At 59.1% G+C, this 23,596-nt stretch carries 25 protein-coding genes; 9 read left to right on the top strand and 16 right to left on the bottom strand.

Annotation, left to right across the window (positions count from 1 at the left end):
* Positions 1–38 precede the first annotated feature (38 nt).
* Entirely contained in the window at positions 39–773 is a 735-nt protein-coding gene (gene lpxE, locus FHT93_RS23570) for a lipid A 1-phosphatase LpxE (protein WP_183849690.1), read from the bottom strand.
* Positions 774–969: 196 nt separating this feature from the next.
* Positions 970–2,082 carry a 3-isopropylmalate dehydrogenase gene (leuB, locus tag FHT93_RS23565; RefSeq protein ID WP_112970695.1) on the bottom strand — a complete coding sequence of 371 codons (1,113 nt, stop codon included), beginning with the start codon at positions 2,080–2,082 and terminating at the stop codon, positions 970–972.
* Positions 2,083–2,263: 181 nt separating this feature from the next.
* Between leuB and FHT93_RS23560 the strand changes: the two genes are divergently transcribed.
* Positions 2,264–3,196 carry a pyridoxal-phosphate dependent enzyme gene (locus tag FHT93_RS23560; protein ID WP_183849688.1) on the top strand — a complete coding sequence of 311 codons (933 nt, stop codon included), beginning with the start codon at positions 2,264–2,266 and terminating at the stop codon, positions 3,194–3,196.
* 62 nt (positions 3,197–3,258) lie between these two features.
* Here FHT93_RS23560 and leuD read toward each other — a convergent pair whose 3' ends face one another.
* The 3 genes from leuD to FHT93_RS23545 all read right to left on the bottom strand — a co-directional run bounded on the left by leuD (position 3,259) and on the right by FHT93_RS23545 (position 4,775).
* Complete coding sequence (leuD, locus tag FHT93_RS23555) at positions 3,259–3,867, bottom strand: 3-isopropylmalate dehydratase small subunit (protein ID WP_112970697.1); 609 nt, start codon at positions 3,865–3,867, stop codon at positions 3,259–3,261.
* Between the two features lie 146 nt (positions 3,868–4,013).
* Positions 4,014–4,433: a glyoxalase/bleomycin resistance/extradiol dioxygenase family protein gene (locus FHT93_RS23550; protein WP_112544930.1), complete on the bottom strand. Its 420-nt coding sequence runs from the start codon at positions 4,431–4,433 to the stop codon at positions 4,014–4,016.
* A gap of 111 nt (positions 4,434–4,544) precedes the next feature.
* Positions 4,545–4,775, bottom strand: a complete 231-nt coding sequence (locus FHT93_RS23545; RefSeq protein WP_007824784.1) for a hypothetical protein — start codon at positions 4,773–4,775, stop codon at positions 4,545–4,547.
* Positions 4,776–4,888: 113 nt separating this feature from the next.
* Between FHT93_RS23545 and FHT93_RS23540 the strand changes: the two genes are divergently transcribed.
* Positions 4,889–5,794 carry a CoA ester lyase gene (locus FHT93_RS23540; RefSeq protein ID WP_183849686.1) on the top strand — a complete coding sequence of 302 codons (906 nt, stop codon included), beginning with the start codon at positions 4,889–4,891 and terminating at the stop codon, positions 5,792–5,794.
* Positions 5,794–6,000 carry a DUF1737 domain-containing protein gene (locus tag FHT93_RS23535; RefSeq protein ID WP_112970700.1) on the top strand — a complete coding sequence of 69 codons (207 nt, stop codon included), beginning with the start codon at positions 5,794–5,796 and terminating at the stop codon, positions 5,998–6,000. Before FHT93_RS23540 ends, FHT93_RS23535 begins: the two co-directional genes overlap by 1 nt.
* A gap of 2 nt (positions 6,001–6,002) precedes the next feature.
* On the opposite strand, the gene FHT93_RS23530 is transcribed toward FHT93_RS23535, so the two are convergent.
* Positions 6,003–6,440 (bottom strand): metallopeptidase family protein, encoded by a 438-nt coding sequence (locus FHT93_RS23530; RefSeq protein WP_007824789.1) that lies wholly within the window; start codon positions 6,438–6,440, stop codon positions 6,003–6,005.
* Positions 6,441–6,602: 162 nt separating this feature from the next.
* Here FHT93_RS23530 and FHT93_RS35690 point away from each other — a divergent pair, with 162 nt between their 5' ends.
* From FHT93_RS35690 to bfr, 5 genes are all read left to right on the top strand, one after another.
* Entirely contained in the window at positions 6,603–7,547 is a 945-nt protein-coding gene (locus FHT93_RS35690; RefSeq protein ID WP_246781709.1) for a hypothetical protein, read from the top strand.
* Complete coding sequence (locus FHT93_RS23525; protein ID WP_348649803.1) at positions 7,459–9,009, top strand: DNA polymerase Y family protein; 1,551 nt, start codon at positions 7,459–7,461, stop codon at positions 9,007–9,009. Before FHT93_RS35690 ends, FHT93_RS23525 begins: the two co-directional genes overlap by 89 nt.
* Positions 9,006–12,488, top strand: coding sequence for an error-prone DNA polymerase (locus FHT93_RS23520; protein ID WP_183849682.1), 3,483 nt, complete (start codon positions 9,006–9,008; stop codon positions 12,486–12,488). The genes FHT93_RS23525 and FHT93_RS23520 overlap by 4 nt, the downstream gene beginning before the upstream one ends.
* 101 nt (positions 12,489–12,589) lie before the next feature.
* Positions 12,590–12,970 carry a (2Fe-2S)-binding protein gene (locus tag FHT93_RS35685; RefSeq protein WP_312866593.1) on the top strand — a complete coding sequence of 127 codons (381 nt, stop codon included), beginning with the start codon at positions 12,590–12,592 and terminating at the stop codon, positions 12,968–12,970.
* Positions 12,936–13,421, top strand: a complete 486-nt coding sequence (gene bfr / locus FHT93_RS23510) for a bacterioferritin (RefSeq protein WP_027512212.1) — start codon at positions 12,936–12,938, stop codon at positions 13,419–13,421. Before FHT93_RS35685 ends, bfr begins: the two co-directional genes overlap by 35 nt.
* An 86-nt stretch (positions 13,422–13,507) precedes the next feature.
* Here bfr and FHT93_RS23505 read toward each other — a convergent pair whose 3' ends face one another.
* From FHT93_RS23505 to rsfS, 6 genes are all read right to left on the bottom strand, one after another.
* A complete protein-coding gene (locus tag FHT93_RS23505) occupies positions 13,508–14,041 on the bottom strand; it encodes an RNA pyrophosphohydrolase (RefSeq protein ID WP_112544923.1) in 534 nt (177 codons plus the stop codon).
* Positions 14,042–14,053: 12 nt separating this feature from the next.
* Complete coding sequence (locus tag FHT93_RS23500) at positions 14,054–15,253, bottom strand: divergent polysaccharide deacetylase family protein (RefSeq protein WP_183849678.1); 1,200 nt, start codon at positions 15,251–15,253, stop codon at positions 14,054–14,056.
* 77 nt (positions 15,254–15,330) lie between these two features.
* A complete protein-coding gene (locus FHT93_RS23495; RefSeq protein WP_112544921.1) occupies positions 15,331–16,653 on the bottom strand; it encodes a S41 family peptidase in 1,323 nt (440 codons plus the stop codon).
* Positions 16,643–18,052, bottom strand: a complete 1,410-nt coding sequence (locus tag FHT93_RS23490) for a murein hydrolase activator EnvC (RefSeq protein WP_183849756.1) — start codon at positions 18,050–18,052, stop codon at positions 16,643–16,645. The genes FHT93_RS23495 and FHT93_RS23490 overlap by 11 nt, the downstream gene beginning before the upstream one ends.
* Before the next feature lie 154 nt (positions 18,053–18,206).
* Positions 18,207–18,689, bottom strand: coding sequence for a 23S rRNA (pseudouridine(1915)-N(3))-methyltransferase RlmH (gene rlmH / locus FHT93_RS23485; protein ID WP_112544920.1), 483 nt, complete (start codon positions 18,687–18,689; stop codon positions 18,207–18,209).
* A gap of 119 nt (positions 18,690–18,808) precedes the next feature.
* The gene (rsfS, locus tag FHT93_RS23480; RefSeq protein ID WP_018114199.1) at positions 18,809–19,252 is read right to left on the bottom strand and encodes a ribosome silencing factor; all 444 of its coding nucleotides are present in this window, start codon (positions 19,250–19,252) and stop codon (positions 18,809–18,811) included.
* A 208-nt stretch (positions 19,253–19,460) separates the two neighbouring features.
* On the opposite strand from rsfS, the gene FHT93_RS23475 reads away from it, so the two are divergent.
* Positions 19,461–19,838, top strand: coding sequence for a winged helix-turn-helix domain-containing protein (locus tag FHT93_RS23475; RefSeq protein WP_183849676.1), 378 nt, complete (start codon positions 19,461–19,463; stop codon positions 19,836–19,838).
* Here the strand turns inward: FHT93_RS23475 and modC are convergent, their stop codons facing one another.
* From modC to FHT93_RS23455, 4 genes are all read right to left on the bottom strand, one after another.
* Positions 19,839–20,909 (bottom strand): molybdenum ABC transporter ATP-binding protein, encoded by a 1,071-nt coding sequence (gene modC, locus FHT93_RS23470; protein WP_183849674.1) that lies wholly within the window; start codon positions 20,907–20,909, stop codon positions 19,839–19,841. It abuts the gene before it with no gap.
* The gene (gene modB, locus FHT93_RS23465) at positions 20,906–21,607 is read right to left on the bottom strand and encodes a molybdate ABC transporter permease subunit (RefSeq protein ID WP_112544918.1); all 702 of its coding nucleotides are present in this window, start codon (positions 21,605–21,607) and stop codon (positions 20,906–20,908) included. Before modB ends, modC begins: the two co-directional genes overlap by 4 nt.
* 75 nt (positions 21,608–21,682) lie before the next feature.
* A complete protein-coding gene (gene modA / locus FHT93_RS23460) occupies positions 21,683–22,474 on the bottom strand; it encodes a molybdate ABC transporter substrate-binding protein (protein WP_183849672.1) in 792 nt (263 codons plus the stop codon).
* Positions 22,475–22,967: 493 nt separating this feature from the next.
* Entirely contained in the window at positions 22,968–23,567 is a 600-nt protein-coding gene (locus tag FHT93_RS23455; protein ID WP_246715634.1) for a nicotinate-nucleotide adenylyltransferase, read from the bottom strand.
* Positions 23,568–23,596 lie beyond the last annotated feature (29 nt).

The following is a 23,596-nucleotide window of genomic DNA, read 5'->3' as shown; positions in this document are numbered from 1 at the left end:
GCCGGGTTTTTCATGTGTCATTTTCTCATGCGCATCTCTTATGCGTCCGGGAAGTATCGCTTGGACATCGGCCAGCCGTCCGGCGCAAGCCTGAAAAGCAGGCCGTAGCGGGCATAGACGATCGCCGTCAGCAGCGAGAACCAGGCGCCGAAGGCGAGGCCGGCTATGACATCGCTCGGATAGTGCGCGCCGACCATGACACGCGTCATGCCGAGCCAGATGGCGCCGGCGATGAAGGGAACTCGGTAGCGCGGGAAGAGCAACGCGAAGGCGGCAAAGAAAGCGCCTACCGTGGTCGAATGGCCTGACGGAAAACTCTCCAACGCAGCGCGGCCGGAGAACGGCGTGAAGGAAAGCACGCCGAGATCCTGGAAATGTTCAGGGCGCGCACGACCGATCGTGCGTTTCAGAAGATTTGCAAGCAGACCGGAAAAGACGACAGTCGTGAACAGATAGGCGCCGATCCAGCTCACATAGAGCGCCTGGGCCCTTGCCTTTGCGCTTTTCAAGAGTTTGTAGCCAGCTCTGCCGTGAAAGAAGAGCAGGACGCTGGTGAGGATCAGCCAGGCGGAATCGCCGAAATCGGTCAACATTTCCCCAAAGCGCTGAATGGGTTCCGGCAGGTGACCGGCACCAATCGGTGCATCGAAGATCAGCATGGAAAGGATGACGGCATTCAGGGTAACGAAAAGGCATGCGCGCCAGCGCAATGGTGGCATGACGCATCTATTCCTGCGCCAGCGCCTGTCCAGGGAGACTAAAAGTGCCCGCATCCATACTACCCGTATAATCCTTTAGGACTAGGAATAGGCAGTGAAGATGCACAGGATTACGACACAGACCGGGTTTGCTCAGATAATTCTTTTCGATCCTGGTAATGACCGCTCTTGGCGCTGATGGATGAAACCGTGCCAAATAAAAGGCCCTCCGCACGGGTGCGAAGGGCCGAAAAGCGTTTCACGTGAAATATCAGGCGGAAAGCGCCTTGAATTCGGCGAGAATGGCTTCGCCCATTTCGACGGTGCCGACCTGGCGGCTGCCCTGTGCCATGATGTCGCCAGTGCGGATGCCCTTGTCGAGCACGTTTGCTATCGCCTTTTCCAGGTTATCCGCTTCCTTGACCATGTTGAAGGAGTAGCGAAGGCACATGGCGAAAGAGGCGATCATGGCGATCGGGTTGGCGATACCCTTGCCGGCGATATCGGGCGCTGAGCCGTGCACCGGCTCATAGAGCGCCTTGCGCTTGCCGGTCTTGCCGTCCGGGGCGCCGAGCGAGGCAGACGGCAGCATGCCGAGTGAGCCCGTGAGCATGGCGGCCACGTCGGAGAGCATGTCGCCGAAGAGGTTGTCGGTGACGATGACGTCGAACTGCTTCGGCTGGCGCACGAGCTGCATGCCGCCGGCATCGGCCAGCATATGCTCAAGCTGGACGTCGGAATATTTCGCCTTGTGGGTTTCCGTCACGACCTGGTTCCAGAGCACGCCCGACTTCATGACGTTGCGCTTTTCCATGGAGCAGACGCGGTTGTTGCGAGTGCGGGCCATTTCAAAGGCGACGCCGGCAATGCGCTCGATTTCGTAGGTATCGTAAACCTGGGTATCGATACCGCGCTTCTGGCCGTTGCCGAGGTCGATGATTTCCTTCGGCTCGCCGAAATAGACGCCGCCCGTCAGTTCACGAATGATGAGGATGTCGAGGCCTTCGACCAGTTCCGGCTTCAGCGAGGAAGCGGAAGCAAGCGCCGGATAGCAGATTGCCGGGCGCAGGTTTGCGAAGAGTTCCAGGTCCTTGCGCAGGCGCAGCAGGCCTGCTTCCGGGCGAACTTCATAGGGAACGCTATCCCACTTCGGGCCGCCGACGGCACCGAAGAGCACGGCATCGGCAGCGAGCGCCTTCTTCATGTCGTCTTCGGAGATCGCCGCACCATGCGCATCGTAAGCAGAACCGCCAACGAGGCCTTCATCGGTGACGAAACCGGCATTCATCGCTTCGTTCATGTAAGCGATGATCTTGCGGACCTCGCCCATGGCTTCGGGGCCGATGCCGTCGCCCGGCAGCAGGAAAAGATTGCGCACTGTCATGAAAGCCTCCGCGGAAAAACAAGCTGCGGCTTCTTAGACCCCGGAAATGGGCATTTCAAGCGAGAGAAGGGGTGAATCGGTACGCCTGGCTTCGTGTCCTGTGATGTCCGACACGGTTGCTCCCGTGCTCGCAAACGGGCTAGAACGATAACCCTGCCCATTCTTTTTCGGATATTCGTCCATGTCTTTCGCGCCTCTCCATCTCGACACGCCTCTCTTCCAGACGGCACCTGATTACAGCGCCAGTGGCAAGCCGCTCTGGCTGAAGCTCGATGCGCTACAGCCTTCCGGCAGCTTCAAGCTTCGTGGCGTCGGCAGGCTTTGCCAGCATGAGGTTCAAAACGGCGCGCGCGAGATCTTCTGCGCTTCGGGCGGCAATGCCGGCATTGCCGCGGCCTATGCCGGACGGGCGCTCGGCGTGCCTGTTACCATCGTCGTGCCCGAGACGACAGCGCCGGACGTGCGCCGGACGATTGCTGCAACAGGTGCCAAGGTGCTCGTCCATGGGTCTGTCTTCGACGAGGCCAATGCGCATGCAATCGCTCTCGCTGAGAGCCGCAAGGCAACCTATGTGCATCCTTTCGATCATCCGCTCCTGTGGGATGGCCATGCCACGCTGATCGACGAGGTGGTGGCGAAAGGGGCCAAATTCGACTGCGTCGTTACCAGCGTTGGCGGCGGCGGGTTGCTTGCCGGAATCGTCGAGGGATTGAGGCGGAATGGGCTTTTCGACGTGCCTGTCATTGCCGTCGAGACGGAGGGAGCGGCATCATTTCATGCCAGCCTCAAGGCCAACGAGCGTATTTCGCTACCGGCCATTACATCGATTGCCACCTCACTCGGCGCACGGCAGGTGGCGCAGCATGTTTTCGATCTGCCAAAGCACCATCCGATTGAAAGTGTTCTCGTCAGCGATGCCGATGCCGTTGCCGCCTGCCGGAAATTTGCCGATGCGCAGCGCATCCTGGTCGAACCGGCCTGTGGTGCAGCACTGGCCGTCGCCGATGTCCACGCTGACCTGCTGTCGCGCTTTAACAATCCGCTCATCGAAGTCTGCGGCGGTATCGGCGTGTCGCTCGAAAAGCTTGACCTCTGGAAAGGGAAATTTCTCTGAGACCCGGGCAAGAAAAAGCCGGGCAGAAAGCCCGGCTTGATCTAAAAGCAATTTGATAGGGCTCAGGCAGCCCAGGGGTGCGAAGCGGCGTTCTTCTTTTCGAATTCGTCGATCGCCTTGCCCTTTTCCATGGTCAGGCCGATATCGTCGAGGCCGTTCAGCAGGCAGTGACGCTTGAATTCGTCGAGATCGAACTTGATCGAGCCGCCGTCCGGACCGGTGATTTCGAGGTTTTCGAGGTCGACGCTCAGAACGGCGTTGGAGCCGCGTTCGGCGTCGTCCATCAGCTTGTCGAGGTCTTCCTGACTGACCTTGATCGGCAGGATGCCGTTCTTGAAACAGTTGTTGTAGAAGATATCGGCGAAGCTGGTGGAGATCACGCAGCGGATACCGAAATCGAGCAGTGCCCACGGAGCATGTTCGCGCGAGGAGCCGCAACCGAAATTGTCGCCGGCAACCAGGATCTTTGCCTCGCGGTATGCCGGCTTGTTCAGGACGAAATCAGGGTTTTCGGAACCGTCTTCATTGTAGCGGGCTTCGGCGAAAAGGCCCTTGCCAAGGCCGGTGCGCTTGATGGTCTTCAGATAGTCCTTCGGAATGATCATGTCGGTGTCGATATTGACGACCGGCAGGGGCGCTGCAACGCCCGTGAGCTTCACGAATTTATCCATGACCCATGCTCCATTTCAGCAAAACGTACTTTCTGAATTTGCATCTATTCCAGTTTTCCGCCGAAATGAAGAAGAATCTTTCGCCGATGCAGGCCACGCGACGTTTCGCGTGGCCCGCCGATTGCGTATGACTTCTTACTTGGCCTTTACTTGGATGGGGCGTTCAGGCCCCAGAGCACGCCGAACGGATCACGAAGCTGGCCGTAGCGATCGCCCCAGAACATCAGTTCGACCGGCATGACCACTTCGGCGCCGGCAGCCACCGCGCGATCCCACCAGAAATCGATATCATCGATGACAAGCTGGATGGCGAAACCTTCATGGCCTTTGAAGGGATGACCGTATTCCGGATAGGCATCCGACAGCATTAGCGAGCTGCCGTTGATATAGAGGTGTATATGCATCGTACGGCCGCTTTCATCGGGCGGCACGATATAGGCCTGTTCGGCGCCGAAAGCCTTCTTGTAGAATTCCGCAGCCTTTGCCGCGCCATCGACCGTCAGATAAGGAAGCAGGCCATTCTTGACCGGCGGCATCTTGGCCTGGTTGCTTTCCATCGCGTCCATGCTCGTCCTCCATTCTTTTTTTGAAGTGCCGGCTGAATGCTCGGCTGCTTCAAGGACGTAGCAAGGGAGTGTGAGCCGACAATGTCGGTCAGAATTTTCAGGGAAAAGCGATCAGAGATCGATGATGGTGCCGCGGCCGTCGTTCCAGATGCGCATTTCGCGCTTGCCGTCAGCGCGGGCGCGGACGGGAGCCGGCTTCATCTTCATCGAAAGGGCGCGGCCGACCATGAGCACGGTCAGGATGCCGCCGACGGCGAGCGTGACCGAGAATGTGAGAAGCAGCATGGCTACGAAAACCGTGGCGCCGGCAAGCATGAAGAAGATGGAGCGAATGTTCTGCATTGGTTAGAGACCTTTCTACGGAAAGGAATGTGGTCCTTCTTTTTTCTCTCTGCAAGCCAAGCATGGCTTTTTGTTGTCTTGCCGGGTTTTGCGAAGCTTGGCACTAATAATCCATGAGCCGAACACCACCTCTCCGTTCCCTGCGTCTGCGCCGCTCTGTGCTGAGCGTGCCCGCCATCAATGCGCGGGCGCTTGAAAAGACCTATTCCCTTGATTGCGATGCAGTTATTTTTGATCTGGAGGATTCCGTAGCCCCCGATAAGAAAGCGGAAGCCCGAGACAATCTGAAAGCTTTTTTTGCCGGACCGCCGCTTGAGGGCAAGGAAAGGATCATCCGCATCAACTCTTTGTCATCCGGATACGGGCTGGTGGATCTGGAGCTGATAAAGACATTATCGCCCGATGCCGTTCTCCTGCCGAAGGTGGACGAACCGCAGGACGTCATGGCCATCGGTGATCTGCTTGCCGAAGCTTATGCGCCGGACGAATTGCGCATCTGGGCGATGATCGAGACGCCGCGCGGCGTGCTGAATGCCGCAGCAATCGCCGAATCCGGCCGCACACCGGGATCACGGCTCGATTGCCTGGTCGTCGGGCTCAACGATCTGCGCAAGGAAACGGGCGTCTTGCCGCAGCCGGGGCGGACCTATCTCGTGCCCTGGCTGATGCAGGTCGTTCTGGCAGTAAAAGCCTACGGTCTCGATGCACTCGACAGCGTGTTCAACGATTTCCGGGATGGCAATGGCTTCGATGCCGAATGCGGGCAGGGCCGTGCCATGGGTTTTGCCGGAAAAATGCTGATCCATCCGACGCAGATTGCAGCCGCCAACGTGCATTTCGGACCTGACGAGGAGGAGATCGCGGAGGCGGAGGCCATCATCGCCGCATTTGCCGACCCCGCCAGTGAGGGACACAACGTCATCAATGCGAACGGGCGGATGATCGAGCGGCTGCATCTTGTCCAGGCGGAAGCTCTGGTCCATAAAGCGCACCTGATTTCAGCAAGAAAGCCCGCCTGATGAAACTCTACCGCTTCCTGACCGGTCCCGATGACGCTTCCTTCTGCCACAAGGTGACGGCGGCGCTGAACAAGGGCTGGTCGCTGTCGGGCTCGCCCACCTATAGCTTCAACGCTGCGACCGGCCAGATGCAGTGTGGCCAGGCCGTCGTCAAGGACGTCGAGGGTAAGGATTATCACCCGGACATGAAGCTGTCCGAGCAATAAGTTCAGCGTTCGGCCGCTTCTTCGGCGCTTGCCTCAATGCGTTCCATGTCATCGTCGCTGAGGCCGAAGTGGTGGCCGATCTCATGGATCAGCACATGGGTGATGATGTCGCCCAGCGTTTCGTCGTTTTCGGCCCAGTAATCGAGGATCGGACGGCGATAGAGGCGGATGCGGTTCGGCATCTCGCCGGTTTCCACGGTAAAGCGCTCCGAAATGCCGCGTCCCTCGAAAAGGCCGAGCAGGTCAAAGGGTGTTTCAAGCGCCATATCCTCGAAAACTTCGTCATCGGGGAAGTCTTCGATTTCGATGGTCAGATTGGTCGTCAGCTTGCGAAATTCGTCCGGCAGATGGCTGTAGGCCTCCATTGCCAGCGACTCGAAGGTGCTGATCGTCGGCGCATGGCGATCCCGCCAATCATCGCTCCGGTCTACGTGGGCCATGAATATTCCTTCCTTTGCCGGCCCATATAGAACCTTTATCGCCGATTTTCGAGTGCGGAATCAAAGGCAGGAATAAATTCTTATAAAATGACGGTTGACTCTTTATTAGAGCTCTGGAATCCATAGGAACATAACAGGAACAAGACGAATGGAGAGACCGCCATGGCGCAGACCGCCCTGGCGCGCGAGCGGCTTTTTGCGCTCCGCGAAACCATTGCCCGACTGGAGGGAAAGTCCGCGCCGGCGCTGGCCGCAGCGGAACGGGAAGCCCTGTCGGAAGGGCGCGAGCGGCGGCAGGGGCGCATTCTGCCGCGCCTGCCTTTCGGTGTGGAGCAGTTCGATGACGCCTTGGAAGGTGGCCTTCAGCTCGATGCAATTACCGAATTTCGCGCGGCGAGTTCTTGCGATGCAGGGGCGGCAAGTGGTCTGGCGATGGCCATTGCGGCGCGATTGCAGAAGCAGGAGGAGGAGACCAGCAGGCTGCTGCCGCTGCTCTGGATCGGTGATGTTGTCGGTACACTGGAGGCGGGGCGCCCTTATGCTCCGGGGCTGAGGGATTTCGGGCTGAAGCCGGAGAGGTTTTTCCATGCCGCGCCGCGCAAGCTGGAAGATGCGCTCTGGCTGGCGGAAGCAGCCATCGAAAGTGCTGCCTTCTCGGCCGTCGTCTTCGAAGTGCGCGGCAATCCCCTGCATTTCGGCCTGACCGAAAGCCGCCGGCTCAGTCTCAGGGCGCGTGCGGTGCAGCGTCCGCTCTTTCTCCTCCGGCAGGCGGGAGAGGAGGAGGCGAGCAGTGCCGCCTTCCGCCTGCATGTCGAGCCGGCGCCGTCGGATCTGCGACCGTTGCCGGACGGATCAAAACTTTCCGGCAGCATCGGCAATCCGATTTTCCGTCTCACGCTGGAGAAGAGCCGCAATCCGGCCCCGCTCTCCTGTCTTCTGGAGTGGAACCCCCATGAACGCGAATTTCTCCCCGTCAACGAACCAAGCTTCGCTCGCCCTCCAGGCGAACAGTCAGCGCATTCTGTCGCTCAGCTTTCCGCATCTGCCAACGGACCGCATCGCCCGCAGGCGATGGGGTCTGTCCTGGCGTTCGAAAGGGCGTCCTGAAGCGGCGGCCCCACTCGTCTGTTCCGGCAAGCTCAACAATGCCATGCGGCTGACGGCGCTGGATGAATTCGCCGAGAAGCTGGGATTGCGGAAGGAGCAAGGCGTTGCCGAGGCGCGCGCCATGTATCCGGCGCTCGATGTCGTGGAAGAGGATCCGGCGGCCGACCGCCGGCTGCTGGAGGCGATTGCTGACTGGTGCGACCGCTATACACCGATGGTGGCGCTCGATGGAAAGGATGGGCTGTTTCTGGATATTACCGGCTGCGCTCATCTCTTCGGTGGGGAGAGGGCGCTTCTTCAGGATATCCTGTCACGGCTCTTTCATATGGGGCTTGATGCGCGGGGTGCGATCTCCTCGTCGCCTGGTCTTTCCTGGGCTGTCTCCCGTTTCGGACAGGGTGGCGTCGTGGACGACGAGGAGAGTGAGCGCATGCTGATGCCGCTGCCCGTCGCGGCCCTGCGGCTGGAAGGCCAGACTGTCGATGCCTTAAGGAAGCTCGGTCTCAAATATGTCGGTGACGTTATCCATGCGCCGCGGGCGCCGCTGACCCGCCGCTTCGGGCCGGCACTGCTGCTGCGCCTCGATCAGGCGTTAGGCCATGAAGAGGAGCCGATTTCGCCCCGGCTTCCCGTTGCCAGCCTCTCTTCCGAATGTCGCCTGGCCGAGCCGATCGGAACGGAGGAACAGATCCTCGCCGTTACCGGGCAGGTTGCCATATCACTTAAACCCTCTCTGGAAGCGCGCGGCGCCGGCGGACGGGTGTTCGAACTGGTGCTGTTTCGTGTCGATGGCCGGGTTTACCGCATTTCCGTCGGGGCCTCGCGGCCGCTTCGCGAACCGAAGCTTATAGCGGGATTATTTTCCGAGCGCCTACAGGTGATCTATGACGATATCGACGCCGGCTATGGTTTTGAGATCCTGCGCCTGAATGTATTGCGGCATGATCCGTTCAACGATGCGCAGGGTGATTTCGAGGGAGATCGACAGGGGGAAATCTCGCTTTCGAGTTTTGTCGACCGTGTCGCGGCCCGGCTTGGCGCGGATTGCCTGCAGAGCTTCCAGCTTCGGGAGAGCCACGTGCCGGAGCGCGCCGTCATCACGGTATCGGCAATGGAGAACCTTCCGGCACGGCGCAAATCAGAGCAGAGGCGCGCGCTGCCTTTTCGTGAGGAACGTCCGCTGCGGCTCTTTGCAACGCCGGAGCCGGTCGAGGTCGCATTTGCCGAAGTGCCCGACGGTGCGCCGCAGACTTTCCGGTGGCGGCGCCTGCAGCATCAGGTGGCAAGAAGCGAAGGCCCTGAACGAATTGCCATGGAATGGTGGATCGATGGCGATGATGCCGAAGCGCGGGATTATTTCCGGATCGAGGATGAGGCCGGTCACCGCTTCTGGATCTATCGCCAGGGTCTCTATGGAGACAGCCCCGATCCTCGCTGGTTCATGCATGGGGTCTTTGCATGAAACCCGAACCGGCATTTTTCGAGATCGGCGCGAAGACGAATTTTTCGTTCCTCGAAGGCGCTTCGAAGCCTGAAGAGATGGTCGTACAGGCGGCCTGCCTGAAGCTCGGCGGCCTCGGCATCGCGGACCGGAATTCGGTTGCCGGCGTGGTGCGGGCCCATGCGCAGGCACAGCAGCTTGAGGAGAGATACAGGAACAGGGATGCGATTTTAGCCGAGGCGAAGAAGAAGGGAAAAACGGAGATCATTTTCGATCCTATCCGGGTTCAGCCGGGTGCCCGCCTCGTTTTTTCGGATGGAACACCTGATGTCCTTGCCTATCCGTGCAACCGGAAAGGTTGGGCAAATCTCTGCCGTCTGCTCAGTGCAGGCAATCTGAAGGAAGAAGCGGTCAAGGGAACCTGCATCCTGACGGAAGCGGAGCTTATGGAATGGGGTGACGAGATGATGCTCGCCCTCGTCCCCGATCGGGCTGTCGTAAATGATCCGGGTTGCCAGCCTGCTCTTGAAGAATATCTGGACCGGTTCCGCAAACGGTTCCGCAAGGCGTTTTTCATGGCGCTGTCACCAGCCTATGACGGCCGCGACCGGCAGGCCTTTGCGGTGCTTTCCATGCTTGCCGCCCGCAACCGGGTGCCTCTGATTGCGACCAATCAGCCGCTCTATCATAACACGGAGCGCCGGCCGCTTTCGGATATCGTGATCGCCATACGGGAGCATGTGGAGATATCGGAAGCCGGATTCCTTCTGGCACCGAATGCAGAGCGCTATCTCAAGGATTCACGTGAAATATCGAGGATCTTCCGGGATTATCCGGATGCGGTCGAGAATGCGCAGCTGTTCTTCTGGAAGCTAAGCTTTTCGCTGAATGAATTGAAGCACAATTATCCGCCTGAAAACGATCCTGGCGAAACACCCCAGGAGACGCTTGAGAGGCTTACCAGAGCGGGTGCGATAAAGCGCTACTTTCCTGATGACGTTCCGAAAAAGGTTGATGAACAGATCGCCTACGAGTTGGATCTGATTAAGCGCAAGAATTACGCCTCATACTTTCTGACGGTCCATAAGATCATTCATCACGCCCGCCATGTGCTCAAGGTCCTCTGTCAGGGACGTGGTTCGGCGGCCAACTCAGTCATTTGCTATTGCCTTGAGATAACGGAAGTCGATCCTACAAAGACCACGCTTCTCTTCGACCGGTTCATTTCGATGGATCGGGACGAACCGCCCGATATCGATGTCGATTTCGAGCATGAACGGCGGGAAGATGTCATTCAGTCCATTTATAAAAGATACGGTCATGAGCATGCCGGTCTGACAGCAGCTGTTACCAGCTACCGCACCCGTTCGGCCGGTCGCGAGGTCGCCAAGGCCTTCGGTCTGTCGGAAGATGTCCAGTCGGCAATCAGCAGTCTGGTCTGGGGTTGGTCCGAGGACAATCTTTCGGAACGGGATGCGAAGGCGGCGGGCCTCGATATGAAGGATCGGGTGACGTGGAACGTGCTGAAATACGCCTCCGAGCTTTTGAGCTTTCCGCGTCACCTTACCCAGCACGTCGGCGGTTTCGTTATCACGCGGGACCGGCTCGATGAGGTGGTGCCGATCATGAAGACGGCAATGCCAGATCGCTACATGATCGAGTGGGACAAGGATGATCTCGATAATGTCCAGATCCTCAAGGTGGATGTGCTGGCGCTTGGTATGCTGACTTGCCTGCGAAGGGCCTTCACGCTGCTTGAACTACACTACGATGTAAAGAAGACGCTCGCTGATCTCGGCAATAAGGAGCACGGAGAGGAGGGTGAGCCTGTCTACGACATGATGGGCCGCGCCGATACGCTTGGCGTTTTCCAGATCGAAAGCCGAGCTCAGATGAGCATGCTGCCGCGCCTAAAACCACGCGTGTTTTATGACCTTGTCATTGAAGTGGCGATTGTCCGGCCAGGGCCAATTCAAGGCAACATGGTACATCCTTATCTGAAGCGTAGAGAGTTGCGGGATAAGAATCTTCCCATCGAATATCCAAGTGAGAAACTAAAAACTGTTCTTGAAAGAACCCTTGGGGTTCCCTTGTTTCAGGAGCAGGCCATGCAGATCGCCATTACCGCAGCAGACTTTGAACCAGCAGAAGCAGATCGGCTCCGACGGTCGATGGCGACATTCAAGAGAACCGGCACCATTGATAGTTTCCAAAAACGGTTCGTGGATGGAATGATTAAAAATGGCTACGACCCTGAGTTCGCGGAGCAATGTTTCAACCAGATCAAGGGTTTTGGTGAATATGGCTTTCCAGAGAGCCATGCGGCCTCATTTGCTCTGCTCGTCTATGCATCCTCGTGGCTGAAAGCCTATTATCCCGACGTCTTCTGCGCGGCGATGCTGAATTCGCAGCCGATGGGCTTTTATGCGCCGGCGCAACTGGTGCGGGATGCACGCGAGCATGGGGTGAAAATCCTGCCGGCAGATATCAATCTGTCGAATTGGGAGTGTACTCTTGAAGAGGCGGCTTTTGAGCCGGCAGCAATCGATTTTCGCCACGGCGAGATGCGGGATATCATCAAGACTCGCCATGCTGTTCGGCTTGGTCTTCTGCAGATCAAGGGTGTTTCCTCTAAAGATATGGGAAAGCTCATCGAAAACCGCGGTGAGAGTTACCATTCTGTACGTGACCTCTGGTTACGCTCCGGCCTGCAGAAATCTGTCATCGAGCGGCTGGCAGATGCAGATGCCTTTCAATCCATCGGACTATCACGACGTCAGGCGTTGTGGGCGGTGCGAGCACTGGATGTGAAAAGCGCGACTGAGGAACTGCCGCTCTTCGAGAAGGTTCGCCACATCGATCTTCAGCCTGAGCCGGCTGCCAAGCTCCCTGACATGTTGCCGGGCGAACAGGTCATCGAGGATTACCGCTACCTGTCGCTCTCTTTGAAAGGGCATCCCGTTTCCTTCCTGCGTGAAGAGCTAGGCAGGACGGGCGTGACGCGCAATGTCGATCTGCTTCGCGTTACGAATGGGAGGCGCGTGATCATCGCGGGATTGGTGCTGGTACGCCAGCAGCCGGGTTCCGCGAAAGGTGTGATCTTCATGACGCTGGAGGACGAGACCGGCGTTGCCAATGCCATCGTCTGGAAGAAAGTCTTCGAAAAATACCGCGCCGTGGTCATGGGCGCCCGGCTCGTGAAAATCTATGGCAAATTACAAAGCCAGAGCGGCGTCATCCATACCGTTGTCGAACATATCGAGGATATGACGCCGCTGCTCGGTATCCTTCAGCGAGAGACGAAACGCTTCGGCGTCAGCGAACGCTCGGACGAGGTGTTGCGCGCGACACAGGATCACCGGCAGCGGAAGGAGGCGGATAGCCTGGCGCGGGACAACCTGCTCAGGAAGATCGGCGAGAAAAGACCATCTGAGAGGGCGAGGGATGGTGATATCGCGGAGACCGCGAGCGTGATGCCGCGCGGGCGCAATTTCCACTGATGATCCTCGCGCCTGGAAATTGATGCTTCTTAAGGACTTACGAAAAAGCTCGCCAGTGTGTGATGTCCCGCTGCTGAATCGTGATCGAATGAGGGTCGCGAATTTTCTTGACAGTTCCTATCTTCTTTTGCAGAAAACACGATAGTAAGTGTCATGTTTGGAATGAAGACGTGCTCGTCTGCAGTTGCAATTACATAACCGACAAGGAAATCCGGGACGTTATCAACAATCTTCTCGATGAGGATTGCTGGCAGCTTATCGTACCTGCGAAGGTCTATCACGCCATGGCCAAGCGCGGCCGTTGCTGCGGTTGCTTCCCGAACGTTGTCGATATCATCATCCAGACAACCGAAGATTATCACGCTCGCCGCCACTCGACGGAAGCGGAAATATTTGATTTCATGTCCCGCCTCAGAGAATTCCATGAAGAAAACAGGAGAGCGGACATTGAAAGGCGACAAAAAAGTCATCGAGCGGCTTAACGAGGCCCTCTTTCTAGAGCTCGGTGCAGTCAACCAGTATTGGGTTCATTATCGCCTTCTTGAGGATTGGGGTTATACCAAGCTCGCCAAGAAGGAGCGCGCCGAATCGATCGAGGAAATGCACCATGCCGACCGCCTGGTCGCGCGTATCATCTTCCTCGAAGGCCATCCCAATCTGCAGACGCTTGCACCGCTGCGCATTGGGCAGAACGTCAAGGAAGTTCTGGAAGCCGACCTTGCCGGAGAATACGACGCCCGCACCGCCTACAAGAAGTCTCGCGACATCTGTCATGACGCCGGCGATTACGTTTCCATGAAGCTCTTCGAAGAGCTGCTGGCAGACGAAGAAGGCCATATCGATTTCCTTGAAACCCAACTCGATCTGCTCGAGAAGATCGGTGAAGCCAAATACGGCCAGCTCAACGCAGACTCGGCGAACGAAGCCGAGTAATTCACCATCGACATCCCATCTCGGCCGGTCGCCTTTCAGGCGGCCGGCTTCGTTTATTGCGTATCGATGACAGCTTCGTTTGACGCTCAGTCTTCCGGGGTCAGGCCGGAAAGGTGACGGAATTCCGCCACGACCCGTTCATAGACAGTGCGCTTGAAGGGAACGATCAGGCCAGGCAGTTCCTCCATCGGCTTCCACTCCCAGGCGTCGAATTCCGCCTCATGGCCGCCAGGAGGCGGGTTGATGGCGACCTCGCTTTCATCGCCTTCGAAGCGGAAGGCAAACCAGCGCTGCGTCTGGCCGCGATATTTGCCCCTTAAGCCGATGCCGATCAATTGCGGCGGCAGGTCGTAATTGATCCAGTCTTTCGCCTCGGCAAGCAGCGTCACGGTCCGGATACCGGTCTCTTCGTAAAGCTCGCGATAGGCCGCTTCCAGCGGGTCCTCGCCCTTGTCGATGCCGCCTTGGGGCATCTGCCAGAGCTGCGGCGAGCCGTCATATTCAGAATTGCCGTCAGGGATGCGCCGTCCGGCCCAGACAAGGCCCTCGCGGTTCAGGATCATTACGCCGACGCAGGGGCGATAGGGCAGGTCCTCGGCTCTTACAGTCGCCTGGCTCATGGTTCTCTCCGCTCAGGGATTCTTGGGGTCGTTGACGAGTGCCGCAACGCCGACAATCTCAATGCCGCGCATGGCCGCTTCCTCGCTCCATTTGGAGATCGCGTCAATGCTCTCGTCGAAAGCCGAGGCCACCCCGATTGCCTGGCCGTTGCGGCGAGCGATACGCTCCAATTCGTCGAGTTTCTGCAGGATCGTGTTCACGTCGACCTGGCTGTCCAGTTGCAGATCGGCGAAAGCGTAGGGAAGCTCCGTGCCTTTGGCGACCGCAGCGGTCTTGGACTGTGCCGAAGTGCCATCGTCGAGGAACAGCAGCCCGCGCTTGCCGATATCGCGCATGATCGGCTCCATGGCCTTGGGATCGGAGAGGAAACGTCCGCCCAGGTAGTTCATGATACCGGTATAGTTCGTGATCTCGCCCATGGACCGGTGCAGGCTTTCGATGTTGCGTACCACTGGCTTCGAGGTCAGCAGCGTATCCGGGCCTGGATCATTCGCCGGGTAATCGAATGGTTCCAGCGGTACTTGCAGCAATATTTCGTGGCCGCCACGACGGGCATCCTGCATCCAGCGCTGCAGGCTGTTGCCGCTGGCAGCAAAGGCGAAAGTGATTTCTTCCGGCAATTGCTTGATGGCGCGCTGCGTGCCGGTCTGGCTGAGACCGAGGCCGCTGAGTACGATCGCGATGCGTGTGCCGCGCGTGCCGGACCAGGGACGCGCATATTGATCCATCGGCCGTTTGCCGTCGGGGCCTGTGATCGGCAGCCGGCCGAAGGGCGTATCTTCCAACAGATTGTCGTTGGGGATGGCCGCCATGCGGGGATCCTGACCCACCTGCATGGCGTCGACCAGAACCGGGCCGTTGCCGTCGCGTGGGCGCGGACTGTATTTGGTGACGACGGAGCCGTCTCCGGTCACCATGCGTTCCACGTTGGCGCCCGAGCTCGGTTCTGAGCGTGGCATGCCGTTTGCTGTCTGATTGCCCGAGGTCGGCGGTTGCTGGATCGTGTCGGTCGGCGGAGCGGCCGTGACATCCTGCGATGCCGGCGGTTTCGACCGCTCGAGGCCATCGTCGTGAAATGCCGTGTAAAGAGAAAACCCGCCGATCGCGACAAGACAGATGCTCGCGACTATCTGCCCGATCCGCAATATGCCGGGGCGTTTGCGCGCAGCCTTGCGGTTGCGGCCTAGGGGTGCATGCAGGTCCGTTCCCAATTCCTTGCCCGCTCCAAAACCGGGAAACAGCAGAAAGCCTCAAGGCCGGACAATCGCCCGGCCTTGAAATCGAAGAATTACTTGGCGACCACGGCCTTTTCAGGGTCCGGCGGGAAGGACGGATCGGTCTTCTTGCCGCGCAGCAGGTCGAGTGCGTAGTTGAGCTGGACGTCGTCCTTTGGATCCGGCGGGACATAGGCGACCGAGCCCGAACCTTCCTCAGTCTCGCTCTGGCCCTTGATGTGGCCGCGCAGGGCGGATTCGCCCTCGGTCACCATCTTGCCTTGGAGATCGGCCGGAAGGGGCTCTTCCACCTTGATGTCAGGCGTAATGCCGGTGCCCTGGATCGAGCGACCCGATGGCGTGTAGTAGAGCGCCGTCGTCAGGCGCAGCGCGCCGTTTTCGCCGAGCGGAATAATCGTCTGGACGGAGCCCTTGCCGAAGGAGCGGGTGCCGAGAACGGTGGCACGACGCAGATCCTGCAGGGCGCCGGCAACGATTTCCGACGCGGAAGCCGAACCGCCGTTGATGAGAACGATGAGCGGCTTGTGGTCGGTCAGGTCACCAGGGCCGGCATTGAAGCGGCGCGTCTCATCCGGATTGCGGCCGCGCGTGGATACCACTTCGCCGCGCTCCAGGAAGGCATCGGATACGTTGATCGCCTGATCGAGCAGACCGCCGGGATTGAGACGCAAGTCAAGAACGAAGCCCTTGAGTTTGTCGGCAGGAACGGTCGCCTTGATCTTCTGGATCGCCTTTTCGAGATCCGGATAGGTCTTTTCGGTGAAGGAGATGACGCGCAGGTAACCGACATCATCCTCGACGCGCGACTTGACGGCCTGGACGGCAACGACGTCACGCACGATCGTCAGTTCGATCGGCTTGTCAGCGCCCTTGCGGATCAGCGTCAGCTTGATCGGCGTGTTGACGGCGCCGCGCATCTTCTCGACGGCGTCTTCGAGCTTCAGGCCGCGGACGGATTGGCCGTCGATCTCGGAAATATAATCGCCGGCGAGAACGCCAGCCTTGGCAGCCGGAGTATCGTCGATCGGGGTGATGACCTTGACGAGCTCGTCTTCCATGGTGACTTCGATACCGAGGCCGCCAAACTCACCCTTGGTCTGGGTGCGCATGTCTTCGGCGTCCTTCGCATTCATGTAGCTGGAATGCGGATCGAGCGAGGACAGCATGCCGTTGATGGCGCTCTCGATCAGCTTGTCCTCGGCCGGCGGCGTTACATATTGCGCACGCACGCGTTCGAAGACGTCACCGAATACCGAAAGCTCCTTATAGGTCGATGCTCCCGCCGCCTCTGCAGGCACGCCTGCGGAGTAAATGACGCTCATCGCGGTCGCGCCCATCAGTGCGCCGACCAGAACAAGAGAAGCCCTACGAATCATTGCGTGCCTTTCCAGTGTCTTTGGCGGTCCACCACGGTCGGGAATCGACCGGTTTACCGTCCTTTCGAAACTCAATGTAAAGCGTTGGCCGATCTGTTTCCAGCGCCAATGCGGTTGCGCTTGCCACTCTTTTAGCACCCATCACGGCCAGCGGTTCGCCGGAGAAAACGAATTTTCCCTGACGAGTGCTGATCGTATCCATGCCTGAGATAACCAGGTGGTATCCGTCGCCAGCGTCGAGGATGATCATCTGGCCATAGCTGCGGAAAGCGCCGGCAAAAACCACCAGCCCGTCAGCAGGCGCAGTCACCACCGTTTCCGGATTGGTCGCAACAGTCATTCCCATGGCCTCGTGTCCGGTGCCATCGGCATCTCCGAACTGGCGCAGAATATCGCCCGCCACAGGCAACTCCAGCTTCGCCTTCAATTCTCCGAAGGGATATGCGGGCGCAATGCGGTTTTTATCGGGCACTCCGCTGTCGGCCAGGGCCTTTGCCTGGGCGCGCTGCTCGTCGGTCAGGAGCTTGCGGTTTTCCTCTGCCTGCCGGGCGGCAGCGGCGGCGTCGCGCACGGAGGCGATCTCCGTTTCCATTGAGGCAACGAGGCTTTCGAGCGTCGTTGCCTTGCTTGCCAGTTCCTGGGATCGCTGCTTCTCGGCTTCCAGTTCGGCGGCATTGGTGCGGCTCAGCTTGTCGTTTTCGGCAAGCAGCAAGTCCATGCGCCGCTCCTCCTCCAGGCTGTTTGCCATGGTGATGGTCAGATCTTCCTTCTCCTTGGCGCTTGCCGTCTGCAATGCTGAAAGATTGGCAAGATCGGCCGCCAGCTTTTCGGTCTCCTTGCGGATGCCCGGAACGACGGCGCCGAGCAGAATAGCGCTGCGGACCGAGGCAAGGGCGTCGTCGGGTGTGACGAGAAGGGCGGGCGGCGGGTTGCGGCCCATACGCTGCAAGGCGGCAAGGACCTCGGCCAAAACGCCGCGGCGCTCGTGCAGCGAACGGCGAATGCCGTCTTCCTTGACGCCGATGTCAGCGAGCTTCTTTTCGCTGTCGAGAATCTTGCCTTCCAGGGATTTCCGGCGGGCGGCGGAATCGATCAGCGCCTGTCGAATGCTTGCGGTGCTCTTTTCCAGATTGTCGATGCTGCTTTGAAGCTCGCTCACCTTGTCCGAGGAGAGGTTGATCGTCTTCGACAGCTTGTCGAGTTCGGCCCGCGTCTCGTCGCGCTTCTTCGCCAGTTCGGCGGCGGGGTCAGGTGGCGGTTGCTCGGCTGACGTGACCGGGGCGGTCTGTTCGGCTGCTGCGGGCGGAGGCGGCGCGTCCTGCGCCTGTACGGCAAAGGGGTTTCCCGAAATGGTAATGACGGCCGCACCGAGCCCTGCGGCAACGGCCGGCAAAAACAGGCGGGATCGCTTGGGGGCAGCTCTCGTCATGCGTGTCGGGGTTTACTCGTTCAAATCGCCCGGAACCTAAGCTGATTTGGGGCCGTTGGCCAGAAAGTTTGAAGGAGAAGAGATCGTCACGCAAAACACGGCTGCGTGAGTGTTTTTGGCCGCGTCACACACGATGGTAGGGGTGGCCGGAAAGGATGGTCACCGCCCGATAGAGCTGTTCGGCTATCAGCGTGCGGACGATCTGATGAGGCCATGTCATCTTGCCAAGGCAAAGGGTCATGTCGGCCCTGTCGTAGAGGGAAGGATCGAGGCCATCGGCGCCGCCGATCGCGATCGTCAGGTCGCGTTTGCCCTGATCGCGATAGGTGCCGAGGAGATTGGCGAAAGCTTCGCTGTCCAGCGCCTTGCCGCGTTCATCAAGGAGAATGAGGATGCTGCCTTCAGAGAGCGACTTCTGCAGCATGGCCGCCTCCTCACGCTTGCGGGTCTCCGCATTGGAGGCGCGGCTTTCAGCCACTTCGGCGATGCGAGAGAATTCCAGGCCAACCGCAGGGCCGGCCTTGGCAAAACGGTCGAAATAGCGGGCCGCAAGATCCTTTTCGGGGCCGGACTTCAGCCGTCCCACCGCAAAAAGACCAATCCGCATTCATCCACTCCTGCTATGCCGCGCTTCAAGAAGCGCAATGTGGACTTACCGGCCAGCGATCGAAAGCTGGCCCGGCTAGTTACCACGTCTCAGGCGCCGGGCGAATGCCTGGCTGCCTGTCAGTGCCGCGTTTCCTCGTCCATATCCGGAGCCGCCCACATCTTTTCGATGTTGTAGAACTCGCGAATTTCGGGACGGAACACATGCACGATGATGTCACCGGTGTCGATGAGGATCCAGTCACCGCCTTCCTGACCCTCGACGCGGGCTGTACCGAAACCCTCGTCCTTGAGATCAGTCAGAAGATGATCGGCGATCGCCATGACGTGCCTGTTCGAGCGGCCGGAGACAACAACCATGTAGTCTCCCAGCGCCGATTTTCCGGCAATGTTGATGGTGACGATATCTTCAGCTTTGGAGTCCTCGAGGCTGACGAGAACGGCTTCCAGAGCACGGGCGGCGGCATCGGCGCCACGTTCCGAACCCTTCGGGAGAACGGCAAGCGTTTTTCCCTTGGCGTGTACTGTTGTCAGTGCTTTCCCTTTCCTGGAATGACAAACCATGCACAACACAGATCCGGCGTCACCGGATCATGGTTAAGATAGGCATCAAACCCTTAACGTTTCAAGACGCGGCGCAGCGCGCGAACGGCCAAAAGCCGCATTTGGCGTCACGAAATCGAGATTTCGACCCCAGGTCGAATGGAGTTGCGATGTACAGCGTCTGCGGTCGGGCGTAAAGTGCCGATAATGTCTCCAAATTCCGACCGATATGACCGAACCCGCCAAAAATTCCCTTACGCCCGTCCTGCGAATCACCTTTCCCCATGACGATCGCCTCGGCCGCGGCAAGATGGAGCTGCTCGAGCATATCCGCGAGACAGGTTCGATCTCGGCTGCCGGCCGCGCAATGGACATGTCCTATCGCCGCGCATGGCTGCTTGTTGCCGAGATGAATCGTATGTTCAAGGCTCAGGTGGTTGAATCACAGCGCGGCGGCCAGAAGGGCGGCGGTGCGGCATTGACTCCATTCGGGGACCAATTGCTGGCGCGCTTTCGCAACATGGAAAAAACCGTGCGCAGCAGTCTTGCCGACGATCTCACCTGGCTGGAAAATAACCGCAATCCGCAGCCGGACGACCGGCGTTGATCAGGCTTCCAGCGCGACAGTCTTGATAACGGCGAAAGCGGGCATACCCGGATTTAGCCCCAGGCGCTCGCAGGACAGTGCGGTGATGCGCGAGAGCACGGCATCGCCGGCGCAATCGAGGCGGATCTCGACGGTTCCATCCTCCGCCGGTGAAACCTGCGAGATGGTCCCTTCCAGAATGTTGAGAGCGCTCAGCCCTTCCGGCTTTTGTATTGCCAGCATCACGTCTCGGGCGGGGATGCGGATGCGCACGGCTTTGCCCGCGGCCGGCGCGGCACCTGGAACATAGAGCCTGCCGGCCCTCAGCAGCACCACCGAAATTCGATTGGTCAAATCGATACTCTCGACTGTGCCTTCCAGCACGGCGCCCGCCTCTCTTCGGTCTTCCGGCAGCAGCGAGGAGCGGCTGAGGACTTCTGTCGCAGGACCTGCCGCTTCCACCTTGCCGTCACGCATGACGACGACCTGATTTGCGAGGCGCGCGACTTCGGCGATCGAATGGCTGACATAGACGATCGGAATATCCATCTCGTCGCGCAGACGCTCGAGATAGGGCAAGATCTCGCCCTTGCGGGCTTCATCCAGTGCGGCCAGGGGCTCGTCCATCAGCAGGAGGCGTGGCGAGGCAAGCAGCGCGCGACCGATCGCGACACGCTGCTTCTCGCCTCCCGACAGCTTTGACGGGCTGCGGTCAAGCAGCTGGCCGATGCCGAGCAGATCGACGACGCGATCGAAATTTTCAGTATGCGCGGATTTCGGCGTGAACCACCGGCCATAAGAGAGGTTCGAGCGGACGCTTAAGTGCGGAAAGAGGCGTGCTTCCTGGAAGACATAGCCGAAGCGACGGCGATGCTGCGGAATGAAGATGCCCTTTGCCGTATCCGTCAGCGCCTCGCCGTCGAGCAGGACCCGGCCATCAGTCGGTCGAGTGAGGCCGGCAATGATACGGATCACGGAGGTCTTGCCGGAGCCGGAACGGCCGAAGAGAGCGGTCACCCCGCGTTCGGATGTAAAGGCGGCATCAAGCCCGAAGGCACCAAGGCGATGTCTTGCTTCGACGATGAGTGTCATTCCGGATCGATCCTCCGGCCGGCGAGATAGGCGAGAAATTCCGAAGCGAGAAGGGCCAGCATGGAGATGGCGATGGAAATAAGGGTAAGCCGCATCGCGACGGCATCACCGCCCGGCACCTGGGTAAAGGTGTAGATGGCGGTCGACAGTGTCTGCGTCTCGCCCGGGATGTTGGAGACGAAGGTGATGGTGGCGCCGAACTCGCCCATCGCTTTGGCAAAGCAGAGGATCATGCCGACGATGACGCCGGGAATGATCAGCGGCAGCGTGATGGTCAGGAAAACCCAGGCCGGGCTCGCGCCGAGCGTCCCGGCAGCTTCCTCCAGTTTCCGGTCGACGGCTTCGATGGAGAGACGAATGCTACGCACCATCAGCGGGAAGCCCATGACGCCGCAGGCGAGCGCCGCACCGGTCCAGCGGAAGGCCAGTACGATGCCCAGATATTGATCCAGGAGGCTGCCGATCGGGCCACGGCGTCCGAAAAGGACGAGGAGGATAAAGCCGGTAACGACCGGCGGCAGGATCAGCGGCAAGTGGACGATGCCGTTCACTACGGACTTTCCCCAAAAGCGACCGCGCGCGAGCAACAGGGCGACCAGGATGCCGAGCGGCAGGCTCGCCACAGTGGCGACGGAGGATATACGCAGGCTCAGCAGGATCGCTGTCCATTCCTCATCGCTCAAACCGAACATATCCAAGCGTCATCTTCTCCGAAACAGTGAAGGCCCGCCGAAGCGAGCCTTCACGCTAAGCTCTGGGCGTCAATTGCGCAATTATTTCAGGATGGTGAAGCCCTGTGTAGTGAAGAACGGGGCAGCCTTGTCCGACTTCAGGAAGTCGAGATAGGCAGCAGCATCCGGGTTCTTGCTCTCGGCAAGCAGGGCGATCGGATAGATGATCGGCGGGTGGGAATCAGCCGGGAAGGTGCCGACGATCGCAACGCCCTTATCGGCCGCCGCATCGGTCTGATAGACGATGCCGTAAGGCGCTTCGCCGCGGGAAACGAGGGCCAGGGCAGCACGCACGCTTTCAGAATAGGCAACCTTGCTTTCCACCGATTTCCAGACCCCGAGCTTGTCGAGCGCTGTCTGGCCATACTTGCCGGCCGGAACCGACTTCGGTTCGCCCATTGCGAGCTTGCCATCCCCGATCAGGCCGGCGAGATCGAAGCCCGATTTGATCTCGACCGGTTTCTGTTTGCCGTTTTCGGCGACCAGGACGAGTCGGTTGCCGAGCAGGTTGGAGCGCGTGTCGGCCTTGATCAACTTCTTGTCGGCGACGTAATCCATCCAGTTGAGGTCAGCGGAAATGAAGACGTCGGCTGGGGCGGCGTTTTCGATCTGCTTGGCAAGCGCACCGCTTGCGGCGTAGGAGGCGACGGCTTCCTTGCCGCTTTCCTTCGCCCAGGCGGCGTTGGCTGCGTCGAGCGCATCCTTCAAGCTTGCAGCTGCGAAAACGGTGACCTTTTCTGCGGCTTCGGCGGGCGCGGAAAGCGCTGCTGCGCCAAGCCAGATCGCCGAGATTGCGGCGGTTGCCAGTTTCATCCAGCGGCGGCGATTGTGCATGATTTTCTCCCCAAGAACGAAATATCTAGACGGATATAACGGCAGGTAAGGTTTGGCTAGGGCTGCATTTCATAAAATATATCGGCAGCAAAAAAGCGTAGGTTTCACGCGTGGCCCCTCACGCATTCGTGAGATGCATGGCTCATGGCGCGCCAAAAATTGCCGAGGCGTAAATGTGGCAGTTCAGCCTTGCAAATGACAAGCTCAGAGAATGGAAAGCCTAAATCGATCTGTTATTGCTGATTAAAATGGCAGCCGTCGTCGTCGTATCTCGACGAGGCTTGCATGATATGCATTGCTGCAATGCACTTGTATATATTCACCTTCTGAACAAATGTGCTAAAAGACAATCATCCGACGGCTTCTCCTCCTCCCATAGCCGTCCGATAGGATCGACAACACTCCTCCTCCCAGTTGTCGATCAAGTTTTAAGCCCGACGCACCTCCTCCCGCGTCGGGCTTTTCATTTCTGGAAACCTCCAAAACAATCCGATTATTCCGCGGCCTTGTGCTGGTCGCCGTTGCGGATGGCTGTCGAGCTCAAGGTGGAGCGTGGACCGTGAATGAAGGTCCAGGCGGGCGCCGGCTTCTTCCAGAGCACACGGGCGTCATCTTCGTCGATGCGCGCAAAGGCAAAGGTCTTGGCCATTTTCGAGGAAAGGTAGGAGAGCGTCGAGCCTGGCCGGTCGATGACGGCGATCGGGAAGGTGCGTGCGATATTCTGCCATTTCTGCCAGCGATGGAAATTTTCCATGCTGTCGGCGCCCATGATCCATATGAAATGCACATGCGGATTGCGCGCTTTTACGCGGGCGAGCGTACTGGCCGTGTAGCTCACGCCAAATGCCTGTTCGAAGGCCGTGACCTTGATGTGCGGGTCGGTGGCGATCGCCTCGCTGCGCGCTATGCGCTCCGAAAGTGGTGCTAGATGATATCGGCTTTTGAGTGGATTGCCCGGTGTCACCATCCACCAGAGCTGATCCAGCCCCAGGCGGCGAATGGCGATTTCGGCGACCAAGGCATGGCCTTCATGCGGCGGATTGAAGGAGCCGCCGAATAGGCCGACGATCATGCCGCGTTCGCAATGCGGCATGCGCAGATACTGCCGGCCTATATGCTCCG

Origin of the sequence: Rhizobium sp. BK379, from assembly GCF_014193955.1 — a bacterium.
In the GTDB taxonomy this organism is placed as follows: domain Bacteria; phylum Pseudomonadota; class Alphaproteobacteria; order Rhizobiales; family Rhizobiaceae; genus Rhizobium.
Note: the sequence above shows the minus strand (reverse complement) of the source record. Positions and strands in the feature narration are given on the sequence as shown.